The sequence below is a fragment of the Candidatus Pantoea bituminis genome, from assembly GCF_018842675.1.
Taxonomy (GTDB): Bacteria; Pseudomonadota; Gammaproteobacteria; order Enterobacterales; family Enterobacteriaceae; genus Pantoea; species Pantoea phytostimulans.
Map to the genome: position 1 here is coordinate 2,097,675 of NZ_JAGTWO010000004.1, position 25,954 is coordinate 2,123,628.

General features: G+C 49.7%; 22 protein-coding genes, 3 tRNA genes and 3 pseudogenes. 15 read left to right on the forward strand and 13 right to left on the reverse strand.

The annotated features are described in order from the left end of the window. Positions 1 to 61 precede the first annotated feature (61 nt). Positions 62 to 301 carry a DUF1289 domain-containing protein gene (locus tag KQP84_RS13585; protein ID WP_215846922.1) on the reverse strand — a complete coding sequence of 80 codons (240 nt, stop codon included), beginning with the start codon at positions 299 to 301 and terminating at the stop codon, positions 62 to 64. A gap of 172 nt (positions 302 to 473) precedes the next feature. Here KQP84_RS13585 and KQP84_RS13590 point away from each other — a divergent pair, with 172 nt between their 5' ends. From KQP84_RS13590 to rnt, 4 genes are all read left to right on the forward strand, one after another. Then, complete coding sequence (locus tag KQP84_RS13590) at positions 474 to 1,070, forward strand: TetR/AcrR family transcriptional regulator (protein WP_215846923.1); 597 nt, start codon at positions 474 to 476, stop codon at positions 1,068 to 1,070. A 92-nt stretch (positions 1,071 to 1,162) separates the two neighbouring features. Continuing rightward, positions 1,163 to 2,260 carry an alkene reductase gene (locus tag KQP84_RS13595; RefSeq protein ID WP_215846924.1) on the forward strand — a complete coding sequence of 366 codons (1,098 nt, stop codon included), beginning with the start codon at positions 1,163 to 1,165 and terminating at the stop codon, positions 2,258 to 2,260. Between the two features lie 114 nt (positions 2,261 to 2,374). After that, positions 2,375 to 2,782: a lactoylglutathione lyase gene (gene gloA, locus KQP84_RS13600; protein WP_215846925.1), complete on the forward strand. Its 408-nt coding sequence runs from the start codon at positions 2,375 to 2,377 to the stop codon at positions 2,780 to 2,782. 125 nt (positions 2,783 to 2,907) lie between these two features. After that, complete coding sequence (gene rnt, locus KQP84_RS13605; protein ID WP_215846926.1) at positions 2,908 to 3,576, forward strand: ribonuclease T; 669 nt, start codon at positions 2,908 to 2,910, stop codon at positions 3,574 to 3,576. A 36-nt stretch (positions 3,577 to 3,612) separates the two neighbouring features. Here rnt and KQP84_RS13610 read toward each other — a convergent pair whose 3' ends face one another. Beyond that, entirely contained in the window at positions 3,613 to 3,948 is a 336-nt protein-coding gene (locus KQP84_RS13610; RefSeq protein ID WP_208612774.1) for a Grx4 family monothiol glutaredoxin, read from the reverse strand. A gap of 361 nt (positions 3,949 to 4,309) precedes the next feature. Between KQP84_RS13610 and KQP84_RS13615 the strand changes: the two are divergent. Further along, positions 4,310 to 5,085 (forward strand): annotated as a pseudogene (locus KQP84_RS13615) (C40 family peptidase). A 42-nt stretch (positions 5,086 to 5,127) separates the two neighbouring features. Here KQP84_RS13615 and cydH read toward each other — a convergent pair. After that, positions 5,128 to 5,220 carry a cytochrome bd-I oxidase subunit CydH gene (gene cydH / locus KQP84_RS13620; RefSeq protein ID WP_215846927.1) on the reverse strand — a complete coding sequence of 31 codons (93 nt, stop codon included), beginning with the start codon at positions 5,218 to 5,220 and terminating at the stop codon, positions 5,128 to 5,130. Positions 5,221 to 5,496: 276 nt separating this feature from the next. Here cydH and purR point away from each other — a divergent pair, with 276 nt between their 5' ends. Next, positions 5,497 to 6,522, forward strand: coding sequence for an HTH-type transcriptional repressor PurR (gene purR / locus KQP84_RS13625; protein WP_215846928.1), 1,026 nt, complete (start codon positions 5,497 to 5,499; stop codon positions 6,520 to 6,522). On the opposite strand, the gene punR is transcribed toward purR, so the two are convergent. Then, entirely contained in the window at positions 6,519 to 7,424 is a 906-nt protein-coding gene (punR, locus tag KQP84_RS13630; RefSeq protein WP_215846929.1) for a DNA-binding transcriptional activator PunR, read from the reverse strand. The two genes, purR and punR, sit on opposite strands and share 4 nt — an antisense overlap. A 107-nt stretch (positions 7,425 to 7,531) precedes the next feature. On the opposite strand from punR, the gene punC reads away from it, so the two are divergent. Beyond that, a complete protein-coding gene (punC, locus tag KQP84_RS13635) occupies positions 7,532 to 8,734 on the forward strand; it encodes a purine nucleoside transporter PunC (protein ID WP_215846930.1) in 1,203 nt (400 codons plus the stop codon). A 313-nt stretch (positions 8,735 to 9,047) separates the two neighbouring features. After that, positions 9,048 to 10,196 carry a cyclopropane fatty acyl phospholipid synthase gene (gene cfa, locus KQP84_RS13640; RefSeq protein ID WP_215846931.1) on the forward strand — a complete coding sequence of 383 codons (1,149 nt, stop codon included), beginning with the start codon at positions 9,048 to 9,050 and terminating at the stop codon, positions 10,194 to 10,196. A gap of 44 nt (positions 10,197 to 10,240) precedes the next feature. Here cfa and KQP84_RS13645 read toward each other — a convergent pair whose 3' ends face one another. Continuing rightward, entirely contained in the window at positions 10,241 to 10,894 is a 654-nt protein-coding gene (locus tag KQP84_RS13645) for a riboflavin synthase subunit alpha (RefSeq protein WP_215846932.1), read from the reverse strand. Between the two features lie 203 nt (positions 10,895 to 11,097). On the opposite strand from KQP84_RS13645, the pseudogene KQP84_RS13650 reads away from it, so the two are divergent. From KQP84_RS13650 to KQP84_RS13675, 6 genes and pseudogenes are all read left to right on the forward strand, one after another. Continuing rightward, a pseudogene (locus tag KQP84_RS13650) lies at positions 11,098 to 12,470 on the forward strand (MATE family efflux transporter). A 153-nt stretch (positions 12,471 to 12,623) separates the two neighbouring features. Next, positions 12,624 to 12,700, forward strand: a tRNA-Val gene (locus KQP84_RS13655). Positions 12,701 to 12,703: 3 nt separating this feature from the next. Continuing rightward, positions 12,704 to 12,780, forward strand: a tRNA-Val gene (locus KQP84_RS13660). A gap of 10 nt (positions 12,781 to 12,790) precedes the next feature. Further along, positions 12,791 to 12,867, forward strand: a tRNA-Val gene (locus KQP84_RS13665). A 344-nt stretch (positions 12,868 to 13,211) separates the two neighbouring features. Then, the gene (gene pykF / locus KQP84_RS13670) at positions 13,212 to 14,624 is read left to right on the forward strand and encodes a pyruvate kinase PykF (protein WP_215846933.1); all 1,413 of its coding nucleotides are present in this window, start codon (positions 13,212 to 13,214) and stop codon (positions 14,622 to 14,624) included. Positions 14,625 to 14,926: 302 nt separating this feature from the next. Continuing rightward, complete coding sequence (locus KQP84_RS13675) at positions 14,927 to 15,163, forward strand: major outer membrane lipoprotein (protein WP_006118977.1); 237 nt, start codon at positions 14,927 to 14,929, stop codon at positions 15,161 to 15,163. 68 nt (positions 15,164 to 15,231) lie between these two features. Here the strand turns inward: KQP84_RS13675 and KQP84_RS13680 are convergent, their stop codons facing one another. From KQP84_RS13680 to sufA, 7 genes are read right to left on the reverse strand one after another with little or no spacing between them, the layout of a single operon-like run. Further along, positions 15,232 to 16,266: a L,D-transpeptidase family protein gene (locus KQP84_RS13680; RefSeq protein ID WP_215846934.1), complete on the reverse strand. Its 1,035-nt coding sequence runs from the start codon at positions 16,264 to 16,266 to the stop codon at positions 15,232 to 15,234. Between the two features lie 56 nt (positions 16,267 to 16,322). Further along, entirely contained in the window at positions 16,323 to 16,739 is a 417-nt protein-coding gene (gene sufE, locus KQP84_RS13685) for a cysteine desulfuration protein SufE (protein WP_215846935.1), read from the reverse strand. A 21-nt stretch (positions 16,740 to 16,760) separates the two neighbouring features. Next, a complete protein-coding gene (sufS, locus tag KQP84_RS13690; RefSeq protein ID WP_215848290.1) occupies positions 16,761 to 17,984 on the reverse strand; it encodes a cysteine desulfurase SufS in 1,224 nt (407 codons plus the stop codon). After that, positions 17,984 to 19,261 (reverse strand): Fe-S cluster assembly protein SufD, encoded by a 1,278-nt coding sequence (gene sufD, locus KQP84_RS13695; RefSeq protein WP_215846936.1) that lies wholly within the window; start codon positions 19,259 to 19,261, stop codon positions 17,984 to 17,986. Before sufD ends, sufS begins: the two co-directional genes overlap by 1 nt. After that, on the reverse strand, positions 19,236 to 19,982 hold the full coding sequence (gene sufC, locus KQP84_RS13700; protein WP_215846937.1) for a Fe-S cluster assembly ATPase SufC: 747 nt from the start codon (positions 19,980 to 19,982) through the stop codon (positions 19,236 to 19,238). The genes sufD and sufC overlap by 26 nt, the downstream gene beginning before the upstream one ends. 43 nt (positions 19,983 to 20,025) lie before the next feature. Continuing rightward, positions 20,026 to 21,519, reverse strand: coding sequence for a Fe-S cluster assembly protein SufB (gene sufB / locus KQP84_RS13705; RefSeq protein ID WP_215846938.1), 1,494 nt, complete (start codon positions 21,517 to 21,519; stop codon positions 20,026 to 20,028). A gap of 7 nt (positions 21,520 to 21,526) precedes the next feature. Next, complete coding sequence (gene sufA, locus KQP84_RS13710; protein WP_215846939.1) at positions 21,527 to 21,901, reverse strand: Fe-S cluster assembly scaffold SufA; 375 nt, start codon at positions 21,899 to 21,901, stop codon at positions 21,527 to 21,529. Between the two features lie 390 nt (positions 21,902 to 22,291). Here sufA and KQP84_RS13715 point away from each other — a divergent pair, with 390 nt between their 5' ends. Then, entirely contained in the window at positions 22,292 to 22,696 is a 405-nt protein-coding gene (locus KQP84_RS13715) for a hypothetical protein (RefSeq protein WP_215846940.1), read from the forward strand. A 33-nt stretch (positions 22,697 to 22,729) separates the two neighbouring features. Here the strand turns inward: KQP84_RS13715 and ydiJ are convergent. Next, positions 22,730 to 25,781 (reverse strand): annotated as a pseudogene (gene ydiJ / locus KQP84_RS13720) (D-2-hydroxyglutarate dehydrogenase YdiJ). Positions 25,782 to 25,954 lie beyond the last annotated feature (173 nt).

The window sequence follows — 25,954 nt, forward strand, 5'->3', positions numbered from 1 at the left end:
AACATCCTGTATTGAAAGGGCTGAAGGCGTGTAAGGGAGTATAACGGAAACGGGGAACGCGTCAGAACAATGAAGGTTGTTCAGGATCAAGCGGCTCGTCTATTTTCTTCTGGCGCAGCATGCGTATACGGCGTTGCTGACATAAGCGCAATACTTCACGCTTTTGTCCATCGCTGAAGCGCATCCAGTTAAACCGCTCATCACGGCTGCGCAAACATCCCACACAAAAGCCGCGCGCATCCGTCTGACAAATGCCGCGACAAGGGCTGGGAACGGGAAAAAATTCAAGTTGCTCCGCCACCGCATCTCCGAATAAAAAATATGAGGTCTAAAAAGAGCGTAGTGTTTTTAAGCAAGAAACCCCAATAAACGGGCGTAATTTGCGCTATTGCTCTCCCTACAAACTAAACAGTATGTGCCGAAAGCGCAATTTGGCATTGCAATAGACCAACTGGTCTAATAGTCTGGCCGACATGAACATAACGCGACAACGCAACGATACCCGAGAACATTTGCTGGTTACAGGCGAGCAGCTTTGTCTGCAACGCGGTTTTACCGGCATGGGATTGAGCGAACTGCTGACGCTAGCAGAAGTACCGAAAGGCTCTTTCTATTATCACTTCCGATCAAAGGAAGTGTTTGGTGTTGTCTTGCTGGAACGTTACTTTGCACGCTATTTGCAAGATGTTGAGTATCAGTTGCAGCAAGAAACCGGAAGTGCCCGAGAACGATTGCTTAACCATTTTCGTCGCGCAGAGCGTTTGTTTCGTGAAGAAGGTCATATTGTGGGTTGTTTAGGCGTTAAGCTTTCAGCCGAAGTGTGTGATCTCTCTGAACCGATGCGAGAGGCTTTGCAACTCGGCGCCAGTAAAATCATTGCTGTTTATGCTCAAACTTTGCAGACCGCGCAGCAGCAGGAAGCGGTCAACTTGCCGCAACAGCCTGCGCAAATGGCCGAATTACTCTACCTTTTATGGTTGGGCGCAAGTTTACAAAGCAAGATTTCCCGTGAGGTGCAACCTATGCATCTCGCACTCAGTACCATCGAACAGTGGCTAAATGCGCATTGATTTTAAAATGGCACTTTTGAGATTTTAAAAAGACAATTTTGTTTTTTAAAATGCCACTTAATAGATGACCGGTCTACTAATAAGGAGTTTACATGGCGAGTACCCAGCTGTTTCGTCCGCTAAAAGTCGGTGCAATCACCGTTCCAAACCGTGTTTTCATGGCGCCGCTGACCCGTTTGCGCAGCATTGAGCCAGGCGATATACCGACGCCACTGATGGGCGAATATTATCGTCAACGTGCCAGCGCAGGCTTGATTATCACCGAAGCCACGCAGATCTCTTTCCAGGCTAAGGGCTATGCCGGCGCGCCGGGATTGCACACCCAGCCACAAATTGCGGCATGGAAAGAGATCAATAACGGTATTCATGAAGCGGGCGGTCACAGTGCTGTACAACTTTGGCATACCGGACGTATTTCGCATCACAGCGTGCAGCCAGAAGGCAACGCACCGGTAGCGCCAGCGGCTATTCCTGCAGGTACGCGTACTTCACTTCGCGCTGCTGATGGCAGCGTTTATCGTGAAGATACCTCGACACCGCGCGAATTAAGCGTGGCGGAAATCCAGCAGATCGTAAAAGATTTTGGTCAATCGGCGTCAAACGCGCGTGAAGCCGATTTCGATTTGCTTGAGCTTCACTCAGCACACGGGTATCTGATTCATCAGTTCCTTGCGCCAGGTTCAAACCCGCGTACCGATGAATATGGCGGCAGCATTGAGAAGCGTGGCCGTTTTGCGCTGGAAGTTGTTGATGCTGTGATTGCAAACTGGTCAGCCGATCGCATAGGTATTCGTGTTTCTCCCATTGGTAGCTTCCAGAATCTGGATAACGGTCCAGACGAAGAAGAAGCTGCACTGTGGTATATCGGTGAATTGGCGAAGCGTAACATTGCTTATCTGCATATGTCTGAGCCTGACTGGGCTGGCGGCACGCCGTACACCGACGCGTTCCGTGAGAAAGTGCGGAAGCTGTTCCCTGGCGTCATCATTGGTGCCGGTGCCTATACGGTAGAAAAAGCGGATGACCTGATTGCGCGTGGCCTGATTGATGCCGTGGCGTTTGGTCGCGATTATATCGCCAACCCCGATCTGGTCGAGCGCCTGCAGCAAGATGCGCCACTTAATCCTCAGCGCCCAGAAAGCTTCTACGGCGGCGGTGCTGAAGGCTACACCGATTATCCCACGCTGTAAGTGGCTGTGCTGTCGTAACGTTTTGTTGCGGCAGCGATTATTCTTTCACTCTGTTCGTCGCTATACTTAGCGCTTGTGTCATCATTCGATGACGTTTTGATTAAAGAGGATGTTATGCGTTTACTTCACACCATGCTTCGCGTTGGCGATCTGCAACGCTCCATTGATTTTTATACTCGCGTGCTGGGTATGCGTTTACTGCGTCAGAGCGAAAATACCGAATATAAATATACGCTGGCGTTTGTAGGTTATACCGAAGAGAGCGAAGGTGCCGTGCTTGAATTGACCTACAACTGGGGCGTAGAGAGCTACGATCTGGGTAATGCTTATGGCCATATCGCGTTGGGCGTGGATGATGCCGCTGCAGCGTGCGATCGTATTCGCAACGACGGTGGAAAAGTCACCCGTGAAGCGGGCCCGGTCAAAGGCGGCTCTACGATCATCGCTTTTGTGGAAGACCCAGATGGCTATAAAATCGAGTTAATCGAGAATAAAGACGCCGGTAAAGGTCTTGGTCACTAAACAAGATTGTCTCAGCCTGCCCTTGTTGTCGGCAGGCTGATATTTCCCAGCCCTTTGTGGCCTGCTGCACCCAACGCTGTTTTTTGTCATAATGCGCGCTGCCCATTCCCTGCAATGAGATCCTGATGTCTGAATCGAATTCCCCAAACGCGCTCAATCAACGCTTCCGCGGCTTCTTTCCGGTGGTTATCGATGTTGAAACCGCTGGCTTTAATGCGCAAACCGACGCGCTGTTAGAGATTGCCGCTACAACGCTGAAAATGGATGAAGATGGCTGGATTCACCTCGACCAGACGCTGCATTTTCACGTTGAGCCTTTTGAAGGCTCGCTGTTGCATCCCGAAGCGTTGGCTTTTACCGGCATCGACCCGCATAACCCGCTACGTGGCGCTGTCGATGAACATGACGCACTGCATGCCATTTTTAAAATGGTGCGCAAAGGGATCAAGGATACCGGCTGTAACCGTGCCATTATGGTGGCGCACAATGCGACCTTTGATTTGAACTTTATGAACGCTGCTGCTGAACGGGCCAACCTCAAGCGTAATCCTTTTCATCCCTTTGCTACTTTTGATACCGCAGCCTTGAGCGGTTTAGTCTTGGGACAAACGGTTTTAGCGAAAGCGTGTAAAGCGGCAGGCATGGAGTTTGACAGCACACAGGCGCATTCTGCTCTTTATGATACTGAGCAAACTGCCACGCTGTTTTGTGAATTGGTTAATCGCTGGAAGCGGCTGGGTGGATGGCCCTTACCCTTTGCAGAAGGCGATGCGGCTGAAAGCGCCTCAGAATAGATAACGTAAAAAGGCCGACATTTGTCGGCCTTTTTCTTATTCCGCTTCTTTAAACTTCTCAGCGGTTTCTTTGATCAGCGATTGAAGTTCGCCACGCTGGAACATCTCAACGATAATGTCACAACCGCCGACCAGTTCGCCATCAATCCACAACTGTGGGAAAGTTGGCCAGTTTGCGTATTTCGGCAGTTCAGCACGAATATCTGGATTCTGCAGAATATCCACGTAAGCGAAACGCTCACCACAGGCTGACAGCGCCTGAACCGCCTGAGCAGAGAAACCACAGCTTGGCAGTTTCGGCGAGCCTTTCATGAACAGCAGGATCGGGTTTTCTGCGATCTGGCGCTGAATTTTTTCTACAGTACTCATAATTGCCTTCCTTAATTCGTCACTTCGTGTTTGTTTATTGTAGCGACTTCGCCCTCGGACTGAAAATGAGAATTTACTTTCGGAAGGTCAAACCGCCATGTTTGTTAAGTCGCTGTATAAGAAATAACACTCTCATATCATTAATGCGCATTAATGTATTAATAATTAGCAATAATTTCGCTGATATAAGGTGCTGAAATTGCTCATTTTCGCTCCAATTTCAATCAGCTAACAGATTAATAGAAAAAGGACTTACTTTTTTAAAAACATCTGGACTAGAATGGCCTCGGCACTGATCCTGGATCAGATTTTTCCAACCCTGTTATGGCCGTTTTTAACCTGACAGCTCAACTGTAACCGGACTATGCGTCTAATCATTACGCTTTTCATACTGGCTTTTGCCCAGCTGTTCTTTAACGTCGCATCTGCTTCACCGCATGCGCCGGTTAAGGCCAGCCAGCATAAAGTAGAGAAAAAAGTGCACGCGAAGATGAGCGGCGTAAACGACGCCCGGTAAAAACCGCAGTTAAGAAATCCCGTCTGACTTCCGTTCAAAAACTTAAACTCAAAAAACAGAAGAAAGTCGAGTTAGTTGCACATAATACCTCCGCTAAAAAAATTACGCTTAAATCCTCAAGTAAACATTACGGTCGCCAGCGTTCATCGAAAGTTATCGCAGCCGAAACCAATGAGCTCGGTACGATTAAGATGAGTAAGGCCCATCGTCAGCGTTATCAAAAAGCGCGCGAGACAGCGATGGCAAAACTCATGGGTCAGTTGGGCAAACCTTATCAGTGGGGCGGTACTTCTCCACATACCGGGTTCGATTGCAGCGGTCTTGTATGGTATGCCTACAAAGATTTGTTGAAGTTTAAAATCCCACGTACCGCCAATGAGATGTATCACCTGCGTGATGCTGCGCCGATCAAGCGAGAATTGCTTGAGAAAGGTGATTTAGTATTCTTTCGCATCAATGGACGCGGCACCGCCGATCACGTTGGCGTTTATTTAGGCGATGGGAAGTTTATTCAATCGCCGCGCACCGGCAAAGATATTCAGATCAGCGCATTAGGCGAAGATTACTGGCAGCGCCATTATATTGGTGCCCGACGAATGATGACGCCGAAAACCATACGATAGAATCATTGAGCATAAAAAAGCCGGTTAAACCGGCTTTTTTTATTAATGCAAAATAGCGGTAAAGCTAAAAGCGACGATCATTAATAATGCCCCGCCAGTGGTCATCAATGCCATTTTCATCTCGGTACTCATCATCTCTCCTTGGCCTCACAGTTTGTGTGGATAAAGCATTTTCCCATAAGGCCCAGTAAAAATCTCGTTTTATCCGTTCAGCCTTGTTAGAATCCCGCCTTTGTTGCGCAACGCGCGCAACGTCGGTTCCGTTCGCTGTCTTCCTTTGGCTTTTTTTCCGCACAGACGCCATATTACCGGCAAAAAAGCAGTATATTTGCGGGCAAAACCCTACGTTGACGCAAACGTTTAACATCATGCTTATCAACTAGTTAAGATAAGCTCGGGAGTCTCTTTTTCATGGCAACAATCAAAGATGTGGCGAAACGCGCGGGAGTTTCTACAACGACCGTCTCTCACGTCATTAATAAAACGCGTTTCGTGGCAGAGGAAACGCGTAATGCGGTCTGGCAAGCCATTCAGGAGCTGCATTATTCGCCGAGCGCAGTGGCGCGAAGCCTGAAGGTAAATCACACCAAAACGCTGGGATTGCTCGCCACCTCCAGCGAAGCGCCCTACTTTGCTGAAATCATTGAGGCTGTGGAAAATCACTGTTTTGACAAAGGCTACACCCTGATTTTAGGTAATGCGCATAACGATTTGCAAAAACAGCGCGCTTACCTGTCCATGATGGCGCAGAAACGCGTTGATGGCTTATTGGTGATGTGCTCCGAATATCCAGACGATCTGCTGAAGATGCTGGAAGAAAATCGCAATATTCCCATGGTGGTCATGGATTGGGGTGAATCGCGTGGCGATTTTACCGACACTGTGCTCGATAACGCCTTCCACGGCGGTTATCTTGCCGGGCGCTATTTAATCGAACGTGGACACCGCGACATTGGCGCAATTCCGGGCCAAATGGAACGCAACACGGGTGGCGGACGTCACGCAGGTTTCCTGAAGGCCATGGAAGAAGCCAATATCCAGCCTCGCGCAGAGTGGATCGTACAAGGTGACTTCGAGCCTGAGTCAGGTTATCAGGCGATGCAGCAAATCCTCTCGCAGAAACAAAGACCGACTGCCGTTTTTTGTGGTGGTGACATCATGGCGATGGGTGCCATTTGTGCCGCAGATGAAATGGGATTACGCGTCCCACAAGATATTTCCGTGATCGGTTATGACAACGTGCGCAACGCACGCTATTTCGCACCCGCATTAACTACCGTGCATCAGCCAAAAGCGGAGTTGGGGGAAAAAGCGTTGGATATGTTGTTGGATCGTATTACCAGTAAACGCGAAGAGTCTCAGACCATTGAGGTTCATCCCACACTGATTGAGCGTCGCTCAGTCGGTTATGGCCCTTTCCGCGATTACCGCCGTTAATCCTCACTTAACCATTCCTGATTAAGTGTTTGCGCATCACCTAGATAGCTGAGCAACCAACCCAGCGCCGGTGATGCGCGATCTTCCGCCCAGCTTACGCAGCAAGGACTTTCTGGAAAACTTTCCGGTAACGTGAGCTCAACCAGTTCACCTGAATCGAGTAACGGGCGAGCCAGATGCCCCGGCACCATGGCAACGCATAACCCCGCCAAAACACAATCCAACCCTGTTTGCCATTCCGGCACGACCAAACGTCGCTGATTGTCCAGCGTCCAGGTCATACGACGCGGCAGCGCCCGTGATGTATCTTCTAATACCAACGACGGCCAACTGCGCAAAGTGTCATCATCTAATGCCTCTGCCTGTGTTAAAGGATGCTCACGCATCACTACGCAGCGCCAGTTGAGCGCGCCCATATCTTTAAAGGCGAAGCGTCCGCCCACAGGAATAGCCTGGGTTGCCCCAATCGCGACGTCAACTCGCCCGTCTGCTAAGGCATCCCACACACCATTAAACACTTCGTAACTGATGATTAATTCCATGTCGGGAAAATGACGATAAAAGTCTTTCACTAACTGCCGCGTTCGTTCTGGTTTAACAATGCAGTCTACCGCGATGCTTAACTGCCCGCGCCAGCCATTTGCCAGTTGTTGACACTGACGTCGGGTTGCCAGCATTTTTTTGATAACAGTGCGTCCTTCGCGGACAAAATGTTCGCCTGCGGGGGTTAAAACCACTTCGCGATGATGACGTTCAAATAGCGGAACCGCCAACCAGGTTTCAAGCTGCCGTACCGTATAGCTGATGGCAGAAGGAACGCGGTGTAGTTCCTGTGCGGCTGCGCTAAAACTTCCACCGCGCGCTACCGCATCCACAACTTCTAATGCATATTCTGACCACATAATCTGCCTTCAAAATTTTTAACAGCCAGTGGCAAATATTAACGTTTCACAGGTTTAAACGCACCTTTTACACTCTGCCGCGTTCATTCTGCAAAAATGAGAAAAAGATGTTATCGAATAAGAGCTTTATCCCTTACCTTGCGCTGCTCAGTATGCTGGGCTTTTTAGCAACAGACATGTATTTACCTGCGTTCGGCGCCATGCAACAAACGTTTAATACGTCACCGGGTATCATCAGTGCCAGCATGAGCTTGTTCCTTGCGGGATTCGCCTGCGCGCAGCTTTTCTGGGGACCGCTGTCTGATCGCATTGGGCGCAAGCCCGTTTTACTCGCAGGCCTGACGCTGTTTGCCTTGGGCTGTGCAGGCATGTTGTGGGTGACTGACACTATTTTGATGCTGGTGCTGCGCTTTATTCAGGCGGTAGGTGTTTGTGCCGCAGCGGTGAGTTGGCAGGCTTTAGTGGTTGATCGCTATCCGCAGGCGCGCGCGAATAAGGTATTCGCGACGATTATGCCTTTGGTGGCACTTTCACCTGCACTTGCGCCGCTGCTGGGCGCATGGCTTATCGGTCATTTTCATTGGCGTTCAATTTTTTTGGTTTTAACACTCACAGCAGTTGCACTGATTGCCGTGACGTTGCGTTTACCCTCCACACGTAAAGTCTCCAATAACGATCAGCAAAAGCCCGGTTTTATCACCCTGCTTCGCTCTTCGGTTTATCGCGGAAACGTCATAATTTACGCTGCCTGCTCGGCCAGCTTTTTTGCCTGGTTAACCGGTTCGCCCTTTATTTTGGCAGACATCGGATTAACGCCTGCCGATATTGGCTTGAGCTATGTGCCGCAAACCATCGCCTTTTTGATCGGTGGCTTTGGTTGTCGCACCCTGCTCAATCGCTTTAACGGTGCGCAGCTATTGCCGTGGATGTTAGTCATTTACAGCGTGAGCATTCTGGTGCTGTTTGCTGTTGCACTGGCAGGTGTCAATAACCTGACGGCGCTGCTACTGCCGTTCTGCGGCATGGCGTTAGCTAACGGTGCAATTTATCCCATTGTCGTTTCCAGCGCCCTACAACCTTTTCCTCATGCAACGGGCAAAGCGGCAGCGCTGCAAAACTGTTTGCAATTAGGATTATGTTTCGCCGCCAGCCTTGCCGTTTCTGCGGGTTTGCAACATGCCTTACATACCACCACAATGATTATGGCACTGACGATCTTGCTTGCCCTGCTGGGATACCGCATCCAACGCCAGGTCAGCGCACAAACTGATGTTGCCTCGTCAAAATCCGTTTGCCAGGATAATCACTGAGGCGAAAGATTTTAATTAGCAACCTAACAATAAGTCATTGAATACTGACCCGAGTGATAATATACTCATTCGGGTCAATAAATCTGCTACAAATCAACAACATAATTAGAGTGTTTTTAGCGACTTTGTCGCTGGGATGGCGTCTGCACAATATCTCTGTTTTCTATTGTGAGAGACCAACATTGTTCCTTTTCAATCCTCTGTAATACGTCGGATATCAGGCGCACGGGCCATTCCGTGACTTTTCTCAAAACCCCTGAGAAATTGGCTATTCTTTTTCTCAGGTTCAGGTTGGACAGGTGATGGAGAAGCTATGAGTTCATCGTTTATAGAAGAAGTGAGCCTTGAAGAAAACCATTGGTATCGCATCGTTCATGAAATACTGGAACAAGCAGATATCGAAATCAATGGTACTCGCCCCTGGGATATTCAGGTTATTAATCCTGATTTTTTCAAACGTGTCTTGCAGGAAGGTTCGCTCGGTTTAGGCGAAAGTTATATGGATGGCTGGTGGGAGTGTGAACAGCTGGATATATTTTTTCACCGCGTGCTAAAGCACAAACTGGACCAGAAATTACCGCACCATTTCAAAGATACTTTGCGTATTGCTGCCGCGCGATTAACGAATCTACAATCGAAAAAGCGCGCATGGATGGTAGGTAAAGAGCATTACGACTTAGGCAATGATTTATTTACGCTGATGCTCGATCCCTATATGCAATATTCCTGTGCTTACTGGAAAGACGCAACAACCTTAGAGGCTGCTCAGGAAGCCAAACTAGATATGATCTGCCGCAAGCTGCAGCTTGAGCCGGGTATGTCTTTGTTAGATATTGGTTGCGGATGGGGCGGACTGGCCGCTTATGCGGCGCGTCATTATGGCGTTAAGGTACATGGCGTCACGATTTCAGCTGAACAGCAAAAACTGGCCCAGCAGCGCTGTGAAGGCTTGGATGTCACTATTCTGCTTCAGGATTATCGCGACCTTGATCGGCAATTTGATCGCATCGTTTCAGTGGGTATGTTTGAACACGTCGGCCCCAAAAATTACGCGACCTATTTCGATGTAGTAGATCGTAATTTAAAGCCTCATGGCCTTTTCTTACTTCACACTATTGGCGCCATTGTAACGGATATGAATGTTGATCCATGGATTGATAAATATATCTTCCCTAACGGCTGTTTACCCTCAATGCGCCATATTGCTGACGCCAGCGAGCCGCATTTTGTTATGGAAGACTGGCACAACTTTGGTGCTGATTATGACACGACATTAATGGCCTGGTACGCGCGTTTCTTACAGGCATGGCCTGAGCTGGCAGATAATTATGGTGAACGCTTTAAGCGCATGTTCTCATATTATCTGAATGCGTGTGCGGGCGCGTTTCGTGCTCGAGACATTCAGTTATGGCAAGTGGTGTTTAGCCGCGGTGTCGAAGGTGGGTTACGCGTGGCACGCTGAAGTCTGGATTAAAAGCAGAAGGCGCTCAATGCGCCTTCTGCTTTTTATTCTCGATCGCCCTGCTCGGATAATGCTTTAATCGCGGCGGACTCACGCTGAGCCAAAACGCGCTCTACCGTCTCCACAATCGCCTGTGTGTGTGGATCAATTTCAATGTTGATTCGATCCCCAAAGGTCTTCGCACCGAGCGTTGTCCGCTCCAGCGTTTCTGGGATCAGGTAGACACAAAACTTGGTTTTCGTGACATCACCCACTGTTAGACTAATACCATCAATGCCGACAAAACCTTTATGCAGAATATATTTCATCTGCGCCGGATCCTGAATTTTAAACCAGACTTCACGGTTGTTTTCAGACTGGATAATTTTGCAGATTTCAGCAGTGGTCATAATATGACCTGACATCAGATGGCCACCAATTTCATCGCTGAATTTCGCTGCCCGCTCTATATTCACGATATCGCCCGGCTGTAGATCGCCAAGGTTGGTTACGCGCAATGTTTCTTTTATTAAATCGAAACTCACCAGATCGCCCTCAATAGCAGTAACGGTTAAACAACAACCGTTATGTGCTACCGATGCGCCCAATGCTAAACCTGGCAATAATTCTTGCGGCAGTCTGACTACATGGGTACGAAACAACTCTTTTTCTTCAATGGACACTATTTCTGCGGTGCCCTGCACAATACCGGTAAACATAGTCTTTGCCTCTGCGAAGTTTGCGCTAGTTTATCACAGCTATTGAAGGCTGTTAGGTTTCAGCCCTGCGTGTTGCTTTACAGCTTAGCAAAACGCATCGTGTGACAAAGATTGGCGAATCTTGTCACGCCAGTTACACTAAGCCGCGCTTTTCTCCGGGGCTTTCAACGTCCCTTCATTAATTAAATAAGTCAGGTGTTTACGTGCAGAAGTATTTAACAGAAGCGCGTCAATTGCTGGCCCTTGCGATTCCAGTCATCCTGGCTCAGGTGGCTCAAACCGCAATGGGATTTGTGGATACCATTATGGCCGGCGCAGTCAGCGCCACGGATATGGCCGCCGTTGCTGTCGGCACTTCCATTTGGCTTCCGGCCATCCTGTTTGGCCATGGTCTTCTTCTTGCATTGACGCCCACCGTTGCGCAACTCAACGGCTCAGGTCGCCGCGAACGCATCGGCGAACAAATTCGCCAGGGATTCTGGCTGGCCTTTTTTGTCTCTATTTTAATCATGCTGGTGCTGTGGAATGCGGGCTATTTGATTCGTTCGATGCATGACATCGATCCGCTGTTAGCCCTTAAAGCCGAGGGCTATCTCCATGCGCTGCTGTTCGGCGCGCCGGGCTATCTGTTTTTTCAGGTCCTGCGTAACCAGTGCGAGGGAATGTCAAAAACCAAACCAGGCATGGTATTAGGATTCCTCGGTTTGCTGGTGAATATCCCATTAAATTACATCTTTATTTATGGTCACTTCGGTATGCCCGCGCTGGGTGGTGTGGGATGTGGTGTGGCAACAGCATCGGTCTATTGGGTGATGTTCATCTGTATGCGCTTTTGGGTTCGCAGAATGGGCAGTATGCGCGACATTCGCATAGAGAGCCGCTGGTCACCTCCTTCGCGTCCTATCCTTAGCCGTTTGGTCACGCTGGGGCTGCCCGTAGCGTTGGCACTCTTTTTGAAGTAACGCTGTTTGCGGTCGTTGCACTTTTGGTTTCACCGCTTGGTATTATCAATGTCGCAGGCCACCAGATAGCGCTGAACTTTAGTTCTCTGATGTTCGTCTTGCCCTTATCATTGGGGGTCGCTACTACCATTCGCGTGGGTTACCGGTTAGGGCAAGGTTCCACCGAGCAGGCTCGCGTGGCAGCATGGACGGCCCAGGGCGTTGGCATCAGCATGGCGGCGATAACAGCGCTCTTTACCGTGACATTCCGCCACGATATTGCGCTGCTTTATACCGATAACCCTGAAGTTATTACATTAGCAGCCCAACTCATGCTGTTGGCCGCTATCTATCAATTCTCTGATTCTATTCAGGTTATTGGCAGCGGTATCTTACGGGGTTACAAAGATACGCGATCAATCTTCTTTATCACGTTTATTGCATACTGGCTGCTCGGCTTTCCAACGGGCTATATTCTGGCAATGACTGATTGGGTGCTGCCACGCCTGGGTCCGGCAGGCTTCTGGTGTGGCTTTATTATTGGCCTAACCTCCGCCGCAATAATGATGCTGTGGCGCATCCGACGTTTACAGCAGTTACCTACGCAATTAATTCTGACACGCGCGGCGCGCTAAGTCGTTGAACGGGCCTGAAAAGGCCCGTTGTGTCTAAAAAAACGGCGCATAGCGCAGTTGCTCGACAGTCATCACGAAAAAAACATTTTTCCCCTTGCCAGTCTCTTAGCGTGCCGTTAATATTCGTCCCCGCTGTCGCCCTGACAGCATGTTGCGCTCTTAGCTCAGTTGGTTAGAGCACCACCTTGACATGGTGGGGGTCGATGGTTCGAGTCCATTAGAGCGCACCAAGTGCGTCCGTAGCTCAGTTGGTTAGAGCACCACCTTGACATGGTGGGGGTCGGTGGTTCGAGTCCACTCGGACGCACCAATTTTTAAATGCGCTCTTAGCTCAGTTGGTTAGAGCACCACCTTGACATGGTGGGGGTCGGTGGTTCGAGTCCACTAGAGCGCACCACTCTCATTTTTTATCCTGTTGCGCAAACCCCGTTTTTCTTGATCTACATCGCAAACCCGTACCGCTTTTTAATTGGTTTTCGCATACTTAGCGATTATACTGTGCCGCGTTGTTCACTTGAAAGGTTTCAGCGATCACGTGCTTACTGCGATAACTCAGATTATTTGCGCAACAACAACGTGGTGGTTATCTAGCGTAACCGCACAACTTCCCTGCACGCCTGGCCTTCGTCACCTATTCTTACTCTGTATCGCCCGTTTCGATTTCAATCAGAATTTTCACTTCGGTGCATCGCCATCGAATCTCAACCTTTATCATCCATCACAACTTATAGAAATCCTGTCATGAAAAAGACTAAGATCGTTTGTACTATCGGTCCAAAAACCGAATCTGAAGAGATGTTGACCCAACTGCTTGAAGCAGGCATGAACGTTATGCGCCTTAATTTTTCTCACGGCGACTACGCCGAACATGGCCAACGTATTACTAACATGCGCGCCGTGATTGAAAAAACCGGTCATCAGGCAGCCATCCTGCTGGACACTAAAGGTCCTGAAATTCGTACCATGAAGCTTGAAGGTGGCAATGATGCTTCCCTGAAAGCGGGTCAAACCTTTACCTTTACTACCGATCAAAGCGTCATTGGTAATAGCGAACGCGTTGCTGTGACTTATGCAGGCTTTACCGCTGATTTGAAAATCGGCAACACGGTATTAGTAGATGACGGCTTAATCGGCATGGAAGTAACCGAAGTCACTGAAAACACCGTGGTTTGCAAAGTGTTGAACAACGGTGATCTCGGTGAAAACAAAGGCGTAAACTTGCCAGGCGTATCTATTCAACTGCCTGCATTAGCTGAAAAAGATAAGCGCGACCTGATTTTCGGTTGTGAGCAAGGCGTAGATTTCGTTGCGGCTTCTTTCATCCGTAAACGTTCTGATGTGCTGGAAATCCGTGAGCACCTTAAGCAGCATGGCGGCGAGCATATCCAGATCATCTCTAAGATTGAAAACCAGGAAGGCCTGAACAACTTCGACGAAATCCTTGAAGCTTCTGACGGCATCATGGTTGCACGTGGTGACTTAGGTGTTGAGATCCCGGTTGAAGAAGTGATCTTCGCTCAGAAGATGATGATCAAAAAATGTAATAAAGCACGCAAAGTGGTGATTACCGCTACGCAGATGCTGGATTCGATGATCAAAAACCCACGCCCTACTCGCGCTGAAGCGGGTGACGTTGCCAACGCCATTCTGGACGGCACCGATGCCGTTATGCTGTCTGGTGAGAGCGCTAAAGGTAAATATCCGCTGGAATCGGTCACCATCATGGCGACCATCTGCGAACGTACCGATCGCGTCATGAAATCACGCATCGATAGCCAAAACGACACCCGCAAACTGCGCATTACCGAAGCCGTTTGTCGTGGTGCTGTTGAAACCGCAGAAAAACTGGAAGCGCCATTGATTGTGGTTGCAACCGAAGGCGGCAAGTCAGCGAAAGCAGTACGTAAATATTTCCCTAACGCCACCATTCTGGCGCTGACTACCAACGCGACCACAGCGCGTCAGTTAATTCTGAGCAAAGGGATAGAAACGCGTTTAGTGTCCGAAATTGCTTCAACGGATGATTTCTATCGTCTGGGTAAAGAAGCGGCATTAGAAAGTGGCTATGGTCAGAAAGGCGATGTTGTCGTGCTGGTATCCGGTGCGTTAGTACCAAGTGGAACCACAAATACTGCCTCAGTACACGTACTTTAATTAATAATTGAGTATTTATTTAAAAGCGCCTTCAGGGGCGCTTTTTTTATTTTGTACTTAATACAAATGCAGGAAAATTCCAATAGAAAATAACTATTCAAATTCGCTTTAAATTAAGGTTAATCCGATTAAATCTCTCTGTTTTCGCTAAATTTTTTATCATATTCTGCTAACCGCTGCTTCTTTGAGCGAACGATCATGTTTAAGCATCTTCTCATGAAAAATTTATTCTCAACTTAAAAAGCTTTGTGTAATACTTGTAACGCTACATGGAGATTAACTCAATCTAGAGGGTATAAATAATGAATCGTACTAAACTGGTACTGGGCGCGGTAATTCTGGGTTCAACTCTGCTGGCTGGTTGCTCAAGCAACGCTAAAATCGACCAGCTGTCTTCAGACGTTCAGACTCTGAACGCTAAAGTTGACCAACTGAGCAACGACGTGAACGCAGTGCGTTCAGACGTTCAGGCTGCTAAAGATGACGCAGCACGCGCTAACCAGCGTCTGGACAACCAGGCTCACTCTTACCGCAAGTAAGAGTTCTGGTTTAAAAATGGCGCCCTTGAGGCGCCATTTTTTTGCTTATCGTTCCTGACTCAAATGTATTATTGAGGCAAAGTCTCAGCACTCTCACCCATTGCCTGACTGATGGTCGCGCTTTGTCCTTCCTGCGCTCCCTGCAGCACAGCTGGCAGCGGCGTATCATCCTTAACCTTCTCACCGCTACTCACCAATATCGGCATCCCTGAGCGGCGTTCTATTGTCGCCTTGATCAGTGCCGTGTCGCTCTTATCACTTTTCATAAAGCTTTTGAGATTAGCGCTTAACGCAATCGGCATGGTTTGTGGGTCATCTTTGTCGGTACGTGACAGCGGCTGATGCGCTTCCACATAGCGTTTACCGTCAGGCTCCACCGCATACTTCACCGGCTGGTTCACGATTTGCACCCGCGTACCTTTTGGCACGCTATTGAACAGCGCTTCGATATCTTCAGTACGCAGGCGAATACAGCCAGAACTTACGCGCATCCCGATACCAAATTTTGCATTGGTGCCATGAATAAGATATTGACCTGTTCCGCGCGCCAGACGCAACGCAAAGAGGCCCATCGGATTATCGGGGCCAGCAGGCACTACAGCAGGCAACGTAACGCCCTCTTTCGCATAACGCTTACGGATGTTCTGGGTAGGCGTCCAGGTCGGGTTAGGGACCTTCTGACTGATGCTGGTGACCATCGTTGGCGTTGCTGCACCTAACTGGCCAATCCCGATAGGATAAACGATCACTTTGTCTTCGCCTTTCGGATAGTAATAAAGGCGTAACTCCGCGAGATTAACCACAATGCCTTCGCGCGGCGTGTCAGGCAGAATCATCTGTAGCGGTACGGTCAGTTGTGTTCCCGCTTTCGGTAGCCAGGGATCGGTACCGGGATTCGCTTCCAGCATGCCCAGCAGCCCTACTTTATATCGGGCAGCAATATCTTCAAGAGGACGTTTGTTATCGGGAACCTGGGTAAGCGTATTCTCACCAATCAGGCGACTATCAGGGGGAGGAAGAGGATATTCCGTGGCAAATGTGGGTGCAGAGAGCCCAAAACAGGTCAGCAGCAATGCACCGGCCATACATAAAGCAGGTTTCATGCAATTTTCTCTTTAGATAAAAAAACAGACGCCGGTTGGCGTCTGTGGAGTTTAGCTTAGGAGAGGTTCTGAGCGGTATGGCGAATAGACCGAATCATCGCTTCCAGCCCTTGCGAACGCGTGGGCGTAAGATGCTGCATCAAGGCCAGTTCACCGAACCAGTGACGCACATCGAGCGCGAAAATATCAGCCGCAGAGAGGTTTTGATACAAACTAAAAACCACTGCAATCAATCCCTTAACGATCGCCGCATCACTGTCACCTTCAAAGGTGATGGTGCCATCTGCCTGTGGCGTCATTTTGATCCACACTTGGCTTTGGCACCCTGAGATCACGTTCTCAGGCTGATGCAAGCTTTCAGAGGATTCTGGAAGTTTTGCGCCCAGTTCAATGATGTAAAGATATTTCTCTTCCCAGTTAGCGCAACGATTGAAGTTGCGCACCAGCTTCTCTTTTTCTGGCAAATTCGCCATTTGTGACTCCGTTTACTCTACTCAACCACCCAGCAGACGATGAATACGCGTCAGGCCTGCCGCCAGGCGATCCACTTCCTCTTCACTGTTATAGAAAGTGAAAGAGGCGCGGCACATCGCTGGTACATCGTAATGGCGCATCAGCGGCATGGCGCAATGATGTCCAGTACGAATCGCAATGCCGTATTGATCGAGGAAACTGCCCACATCAAACGCGTGATGCTTGCCGAGGTTAAAGGCGATCACGCCTGTGCGTGTTGGCGGCCCATAAATTTGAATATCTGGTACCGACGAAAGCTTGTCTAACGCATAGTTCATCAACACGCTTTCACGTTGATGAATGGTATCAAGTCCCAATGCTTGCACATAAGCTAACGCCGCGCCTAAACCGATAATGCCGCCCGTATTCGGTGTACCCGCTTCAAAGCGCCATGGCGACGTGTTCCACGTTGTGCCGGTTGGTAGCACTACGCTGGAAATCATTGAGCCGCCGCCTTCCCACGGTGGCATCGCGTCAAGCAACGCTTTGCGGCCGTACAAGATACCAATGCCGGTGGGTCCATATAATTTATGGCCGGAGAAGACGTAGAAGTCGCAGTCAATATCTTGCACATCGACTTTGTCGTGCATCACTGCTTGCGCACCATCAATCAGCGTGACCAATCCTGCTGCTTTGGCTTGCGCCACAAGCGCTTTGATAGGGTTGATCGTGCCAAGCACGTTAGAAACGTGCGTCACCGCCAGCAGGCGCGTACGGTTATCAATCAAGCCTGCAAGCTGATCTACAGCCAGTTCACCGTTATCGGTTAATGGCAGAACGCGGATTTCAGCACCGGTACGCTCAGCCACCATCTGCCACGGCACGATGTTGGCATGATGCTCCATCTCGGTAATAATCAGGTTGTCGCCAGGCTGCAGCTGACTGCCGCCCCAGCTGTTAGCAACCAGGTTGATACCTTCTGTGGTGCCTTTAACAAATACAATTTCTTCTGGCGAAGAGGCATTCAAAAAACGTGCAGCTTGATCGCGCACGTTTTCCATGTCACTGGTCGCTTGGGCGCTCAAGGTATGAATGCCACGATGCACGGCTGCATAGCCGTGCTGATAAAAATGGCTTTCGGCATTAATCACCGCCAGCGGACGTTGTGCGCTGGCCGCGCTATCAAGGTAGGCCAGCGGATGACCGTTGACCTCACGCTTCAGGATAGGAAAATCCTCCCTGATCCGCTCGAGATCGAATTTCATCATGCATCGCCTCCAGGAAAGCGTTCAGCAATACGCTGCAGTACTGCTACACGCAGCACCTCATTTTCCAGTGTTTCAGTCAATTCCGCCGCAAAAGCGTGAATGATCATGGTCTGTGCTGCATCCTGTTTAATACCGCGTGAACGCAGGTAGAACATCTGCTCGTCATCAATGCGACCTATCGTTGCACCGTGACCACACTTCACATCATCCGCATAAATTTCGAGCTGCGGTTTGGTGTCCACTTCCGCCAAACGTCCCAGCAACAGGTTGTTGTTGGTCATCTTCCCGTCAGTTTTCAGCGCGTGCTTGGCCACTTTAATATGACCATTAAATACCGCACGCCCTTTGTCACGCACGATGGTTTTGTGCATCTGACGACTGGTGCAATAGCCTTTGTTGTGCTCCAGATAAGTACGGGTATCCGCTACTTCCTGTTTCACTGGCAACACCAAGCTGTTAATTGCCAGCTGGGTGTTTTCACCGTTCAGCTGCGAGCTGGTGTTGTGACGCGTCAGGCCTGCGCCCAGCAAGAAGCTGGTGCTGCTGACGTCTGCATCACGACCAATGACAATATCATTGTGCGCAAAGTGATAGCTTTCGCTGCTTTCAAACGCCAGCTTGGTGTGCTTCAACCGTGCGTTATCAGCCACGTCAAAAGTAAAACGTGAGCCCGTGAAATGCGTGGTCGCATTCAGCGTCACGTAATGCTCGATGATTTCCGCCTCGGCGCCTTGTTCAAGCTGCAGATGATGACGGTGATGTACCGTGTTCATACCATCTTGCTGACCGCTGGTGATATGCAGCAAATACAGCGGACGCGCCGCAGATTTGCCACGCGCCAGGCGAATCGACGTCACTTCTTCCGCCAGACTTTCCGTCAGGTGCAAAAAGACTTCCGGTTGAACAGGTGCAGGCAGCGGACGGCGTTCGGCCGCCAGGCTGTGCTGAATCTCAAACAGTTCAGTATCACGTGTGCTTAAAGCGGCCTGAAAACGGCCATCAACAAACACCAGGCGGATAGCGTCAAGCGGTAAGGCAAAACCATCAACCTGTTCGGCACTGAGCGCTTGCCCCTGCGGGAGAACAAACTGCTGAGACAGCAGCGTATCTAGCGGGGTGTATTTCCAGTTTTCATGCTTGCGGGTCGGTAAACCCACACGCATTAGCTGCTGCCAATGTTGCTGAGCCTGCAGCGAACGGACTTCACCACGTGATTCAAACAGGTGATGCCACTGTTGCAGCGCGTTCTCACTCTTCGTCGGTAAGCCAGCCATAACCCTGCTCCTCCAGCTGTTTCACCAGCGAGAAATCGCCAGATTTAACAATTTTGCCCTGATACAGCACGTGCACGAAATCTGGTTTGATGTAATCCAGAATACGTTGATAGTGCGTAACGATGATGAAAGCACGCTTCTCGTCGCGCAGGCTGTTTACGCCGTTTGCTACGGTTTTCAGCGCATCGATATCCAGACCTGAGTCGGTTTCATCAAGGATGCACAGCTCTGGCTCCAGCGCGGCCATTTGCAGAATATCGTTACGTTTTTTCTCACCGCCGGAGAAGCCAACATTGACTGAACGGGTCAGCAAATCTTCTGGCATTTTCAGCAGATGAATTTTGTCTTCAATGAAATCCTGGAAATCAAAGCGATCTAACTCTTCCTGCTGGCGATATTTACGTACCGCGTTTACCGAGGTTTGCAGGAAGAACTGATTGCTGACGCCTGGAATTTCTACAGGATATTGAAACGCCATGAAGATGCCTTCGCCTGCGCGTTCTTCAGGTTCCAGTTCCAGCAAATCTTTGCCTTTGAACGTTACCGAACCGCCAGTTACTTCGTAATCTTCACGCCCCGCCAGCGTAGCTGACAGCGTACTTTTACCGGAGCCGTTCGGGCCCATGATGGCGTGAACTTCACCCGGTTTAATCTCAAGGTTCAGACCGCGCAGAATGGCTTTGTCTTCAACGCTAACCTGTAAATCTTTAATGCTTAACATACTTAATCCTTCACATTGCTTCCGGCAACGCATGTGCCGGCAATCAGCCCACACTGTGCTCAAGACTGATAGCTAACAGTTTTTGTGCTTCCACGGCGAATTCCAGTGGCAGCTCAGAGAAAACGTCTTTACAGAAACCATTGACGATCATTGAAATCGCATCTTCTTCACTGATACCGCGCTGCAGACAATAGAACATCTGATCTTCGCCGATACGTGACGTCGTCGCTTCGTGCTCAAGCTGCGCCGTATTGTTACGCGTTTCAACATACGGGAAGGTATGTGCGCCACAATCAGGGCCGATAAGCATGGAATCGCACTGAGTGAAGTTACGTGCATTCGTTGCGGTTGGCATAATTTTCACCAGCCCGCGATAGGTATTTTGGCTCTTACCGGCAGAAATACCTTTAGAGATGATGGTCGACTTGGTGTTTTTACCAATGTGAATCATCTTGGTGCCGGTATCCGCTTGCTGACGACCGCTGGTCAAGGCAACGGAATAGAATTCGCCAACCGAATAGTCGCCACGCAGAATGCAGCTTGGGTATTTCCAGGTAATTGCCGATCCGGTTTCAGACTGCGTCCACGACATTTTGCTGTGGTCGCCCTCACACAGCGCGCGCTTGGTAACGAAGTTTAAAATACCGCCTTCGCCTTCGCCGCCTGGGAACCAGTTCTGGACCGTTGAATATTTTACTTCGGCATTTTTGTGGATGATCACTTCTACTACCGCTGCGTGCAGCTGATAGGTATCACGCACAGGCGCAGAACATCCTTCGATATAGCTGACGTAGCTGTCTTCGTCGGCAATCAAAATAGTGCGCTCAAACTGACCCGTTTTCGCCGCATTGATGCGGAAATAGGTCGACAACTCCATTGGGCAACGCACCCCTTTCGGGATGTAAACAAAGGTGCCATCAGAGGCGACTGCAGAGTTCAGCGCGGCGAAGAAGTTATCGTTCGGCGGGACAACCGTGCCGAGATATTTTTTCACCAGCTCAGGGTGATCATGAATCGCTTCGCCGAATGAGCAGAAAATAATACCCTGCTCAGCCAGTTTGCCGCGATAGGTCGTGGCGACGGAAACGGAGTCAAAAATGGCATCCACAGCCACTTCCCGGCCTTCACGTACCGGAACGCCCAGCTGGTTAAACGCGTTTTCAACTTCCTGCGTCAGATAATCGCTGGCAGGTGTGCTGCCAGAAGCTTGGGTTGCTCCCGGTTCAGATTCACAACTGTCATCGCAGTTACCGCAAGAAGGCGCGGAGTAATAGCTGTAATCCTGATAATCGAGCTTCTCGTAATGCGCTTTCAGCCAGTGCGGCTCTTCCATTTCAAGCCAGGCGCGAAAGGCTTTTAGACGAAACTCCAGCATCCACTCTGGCTCGTTACGCTTAGCCGAGATCGCGCGCACCACATCTTCATTGATGCCGTGAGCAAATTCTTCGGTTTGCAATTGGGTAAAGAAGCCCTCTTTGTAATTGAGCTTGCCTTCCCACATTTGTACATCGTCAGATGCTTCGCTGTGTCGTGACATATTTCACTTACTCGACGCCAAAGCTTTCACCACACCCGCAGGCGTGCTGAGCTTTAGGGTTATTGAATTTAAAGATCTGATTCAGGCCTTCGCGAACGTAATCCACTTCGGTGCCATCAACAAACGGCATCGCCTGAAGCGGCACAAACAGAGTTGCGCCATGAAACGAGAACTGAAGATCGTCATCGACTGGTTGTTTAACCAGATCCATAACGTAACCAAAACCGGCACAGCCGGATTGTTTGATGCCCAGTCGCAAGCCCTTGACTTCCGGGTCCTGTGCGACCAGATTGAGAATTTGCTGCGCTGCGGTTTCGGTCAGTGTTAACCCTTTCCAGACGAAATCGTCAGGTGAGAAAGAGTCTGCATTAACAGATGCCATGTTGATACCTCTTGAGTCCGGACCTTTTCAGGCTATCCCCCTATGGTAGTGATCTGCGTGATCACTTCAACCTCTTGTTTTGCAGGGATAATCATCTTGTGCTGTTTTTAATTGCTGCTTTATTAAGCATAGCCTCTTCAACTCACTTTGCGGTGAGACAGCCAATATGAAGAGGCATGATGTAACCTGTTAATAAATAGTGAAATTTATTTTCACCACTTTCTGGTAAAAGCGTAATTGATAGGTTACGCCTTTCTGCGATGTAAACAGATTGTTATTTCCAATTGTTTTAACAGGCGAGATAAATCGATAAATATTTCTGCCCGGCAATTGCAATCCTGACCTAATTGAATATGATAATTATTATCATTCACGCTTCAGGATGGCTTTATGACGCTTTCTGTCTCAGCCTGGCTTCAGCACAAAATCGACGAATATACGTTTTCAATGCGCGATATCACCGTCGACTTTTATATGTCGCAGGCAAAACTTGATCGGGCCGACTGTACTATTCAACAGTTACGCCAGTTCAACGATACCTGTCTGGATATGGCTGAAATCTGCCAGCTCAATGGTGACGATCACAGCTATCTGCATGCAATGGGTAAACTGCATCACCGTTTAGTGCAGGAAATGGGTAATGCCGATCGCGATCGCCTGTTCCGCATTCAGGCCTACCAACTTGCGCGTTTATCACTCACTCGTCTTTGTCATCAACTGGCGATGGTCGGCGAGTGGGACAAAGCGACCACGCTGCAAAGCGACTTTGTCCGCCACGCGGGCTGGATATTCTAATCCAGCCACGTCGTGACGTCGCGCACAATTTTTTTACACTATCTCTAACAATGCCTGAAGTGGATGACGCATGCCATTACCTTCAACGCGTTTCACCTGGCTGCGGCAGGAATACCCCGTTGCCAGACAGCGCTGTCGCGGGAGCTTTTGCAACTGTGGGTGCCAGGAAAGTGCGTAAATCCCTAACGAGTTTTCGAGGTTTTTGCTTTCGTGACCGTAAGTTCCCGCCATGCCACAACAGCCAACATTGACGTTTTCTAACTTAGCGCCAAAGCGGGAGAAAATATCTTGCCAATGATTAGGCGTGGCAGGTAACGCAGTGACTTCCGTACAGTGCGCAAACAAATACCAGGCTTCTCCGCTACTGTTCTGCACGGCTCGCTCAGCTAGCGCAGTTTGCAACCATTCATGCACCAGCTGAACGTTGAAGTCGCCGCGAGCTTCACCCAACGTTTGGCGATATTCATCGCGATAACACAACACGGTAGCGGGATCGACGCCCACCATCGGCATGTCCAGTTTTGCCATACGATTCAGGAAATCAGCCGTTTTACTGGCGGTACGCGCAAAGCGTTGCAGAAAACCTTTCACATGCTGCGCTTTGCCGTTCGGAGAGAACGGCAGCAGCACCGGACGATAGCCTAGCTTCTCAATCAGCTTCACAAAGTCATTAACCAGCTTCGCTTCATAGAAACTGGTAAACGGATCCTGCACCACCAGCACATACTCTTTACGCTGTGTATGGTTTACGGCCTCCAGCTGTTCCAGCGTCATATTCATGGCGGAATGACCACTTAGCTGCTGCTTAAGCGTAGGTGACGAAAGCAGCGGCAAATCAACCATGCCAATGTGCTTTTTACTCATATCACGCATCCAGGGTTGCCTGAGGAAGTAGTTAAACACCTTTGGCGCTTTCGCCATTAGCGGCGCATAACTCTCTACCGCAGCCACCAGATGATCGCCTATCGGACGCAGATAGCGCGTGTGGTAAAGCTGAAGGAAGCGTGAGCGGAAGTTAGGCACATCAATTTTGATCGGGCACTGTGTCGAACACGCTTTACAGGCCAGGCAGCCTGACATCGCCTCTTTGACCTCATGCGAAAAATCATATTCACCTTTATTCGCATGCCAGCTGTTACGCGTGCGACTTATAAAGGTACGCATTGAAACCCGATTTTCAGGCAGCTGTTTTTCCAACTCAAGCGGATCAACGCCCTGCTCTGCCAATAGCCGTAACCATTCACGTGTCAGCGTAGCGCGCCCTTTCGGCGAGTGAATGCGGTTGCGGGTGATTTTCATCGACGGACACATCGGACTGCGCGCATCAAAATTGAAGCACAAGCCGTTGCCGTTACATTCCATTGCACCACGCCAGTCGTTACGCACCGTCAGCGGAATCTGACGATCGTAAGTACCGCGTTTCACCGCATCAACCTGCATCATTTCCGCATGACTTTCGAAGGGTGTACAAATTTTGCCTGGGTTCAGACGGTTATGCGGATCGAAAACCGTTTTAATACGACGCAGTTCGTTGAACAGCGTTTCGCCGAAAAAGGCGGGACTGTATTGTGCGCGGAAGCCTTTACCGTGTTCCCCCACAACAAACCGCCGTAGCGTGCTGTCAGCGCCACGACTTCATCGGAGATCTGTTTCATCAGCATCTCCTGTTGAGGATCGCACATATCCAGCGCTGGACGCACATGTAAAACACCGGCATCCACATGACCAAACATGCCGTAACTCAAGCCGTGACCATCGAGTAACGCGCGGAACTCAACGATATAGTCAGCAAGATTTTCTGGCGGCACTGCCGTATCTTCCACAAAGGGAATCGGTTTGGCGCGGCCCTTGGCATTACCCAATAATCCCACTGCTTTTTTACGCATGTTATAGATGCGCTCTATACCGTCGAGTTCGTTGCAAAGCTGATAGCCAATCACGCCGCCCTGCTGCTGAAGCATTAATTCATCCAGCCGCACACACAAACCACTGATCTGGCGCTCAATGAGTTCGGCGTTATCACCCGCAAACTCTACGATGTTCAGTCCCTGCATATCTTTATCCGGCACATCCGCGATCAGTTCTTTAACGGAATGCCAGACGATATCTTCACGCGCCAGATTCAACACTTTTGAATCGACCGTTTCCACCGACAACGCTTTTGCTTCAACCATAAACGGTGCGTTACGCAACGCTGAATCAAAAGAGTCATATTTGATGTTAACCAGTCGACGTACTTTCGGAATGGGTGTGATATCCAGTCGCGCCTCGGTAATGAAAGCCAGTGTGCCTTCTGCGCCACACAGCAGACGCGTCAGGTCAAAGGTTTGCAAATCGTCGCTAAAGACGTGGCGCAAGTCATATCCGGTCAGGAATCGATTGAGCTTGGGGAACTTTTCCAGGATTAATTCGCGCTGGTCGCGACAGCGGGTTAACACCTGCTGATAAATGCGACCTTCCGGAGTTTGGGTTTGCGCCAGCGTTTCCGCTAATGCGGTTGCCATCGGCCGGGTATCAAGAATATCGCCGCCTAACAACACCGCGCGTAAACCTAAAACGTGATCGGACGTTTTACCGTAAACCAACGAACCTTGACCTGAAGCATCGGTATTGATCATCCCGCCGAGTGTCGCACGGTTGCTGGTCGATAATTCCGGCGAAAAGAAGAAGCCAAACGGCTTTAGATAGGCATTGAGCTGATCTTTAATCACGCCCGCTTCAACCCGCACCCATCCTTGTTCGGGATTGATTTCCAAAATGCGGTTCATGTGTCGCGACATGTCGACAATAATGCCCTGATTGAGCGACTGTCCGTTGGTGCCAGTCCCGCCGCCGCGTGGCGTAAAGATCAAGCTGCCGAAGCGCTCCTCACCCGCTAAACGGGCGATAAGCGCCACATCAGCAGTTGAACGGGGAAAAGCACCGCATCAGGCAGCAACTGATAAATGCTGTTGTCGGTGGACAGCGAAAGACGATCGGCATAGCTGGTCGCGGTGTCGCCGGTAAAGCCTTGCTCTTTCAGCGACTCAAGGAACGTCAGCACCAGTTGAACGAGGCCTGGCGCCTGGGAAATCTGTGGGATCATGAGTGTGAGACCGAGATGTTGTAAACGTTTGCGTCTGCATTATTTGCGTTAATCCTTCGTTTTATCACATTTTTAATCGGGCTGCCGTTTTTTCAAGAAACGTAAAATCGTTTCCTTTGCACCCTGTTTAAACGGCATTAAATAGCCCATGATTAGGCTGGGCGCATAAAGCC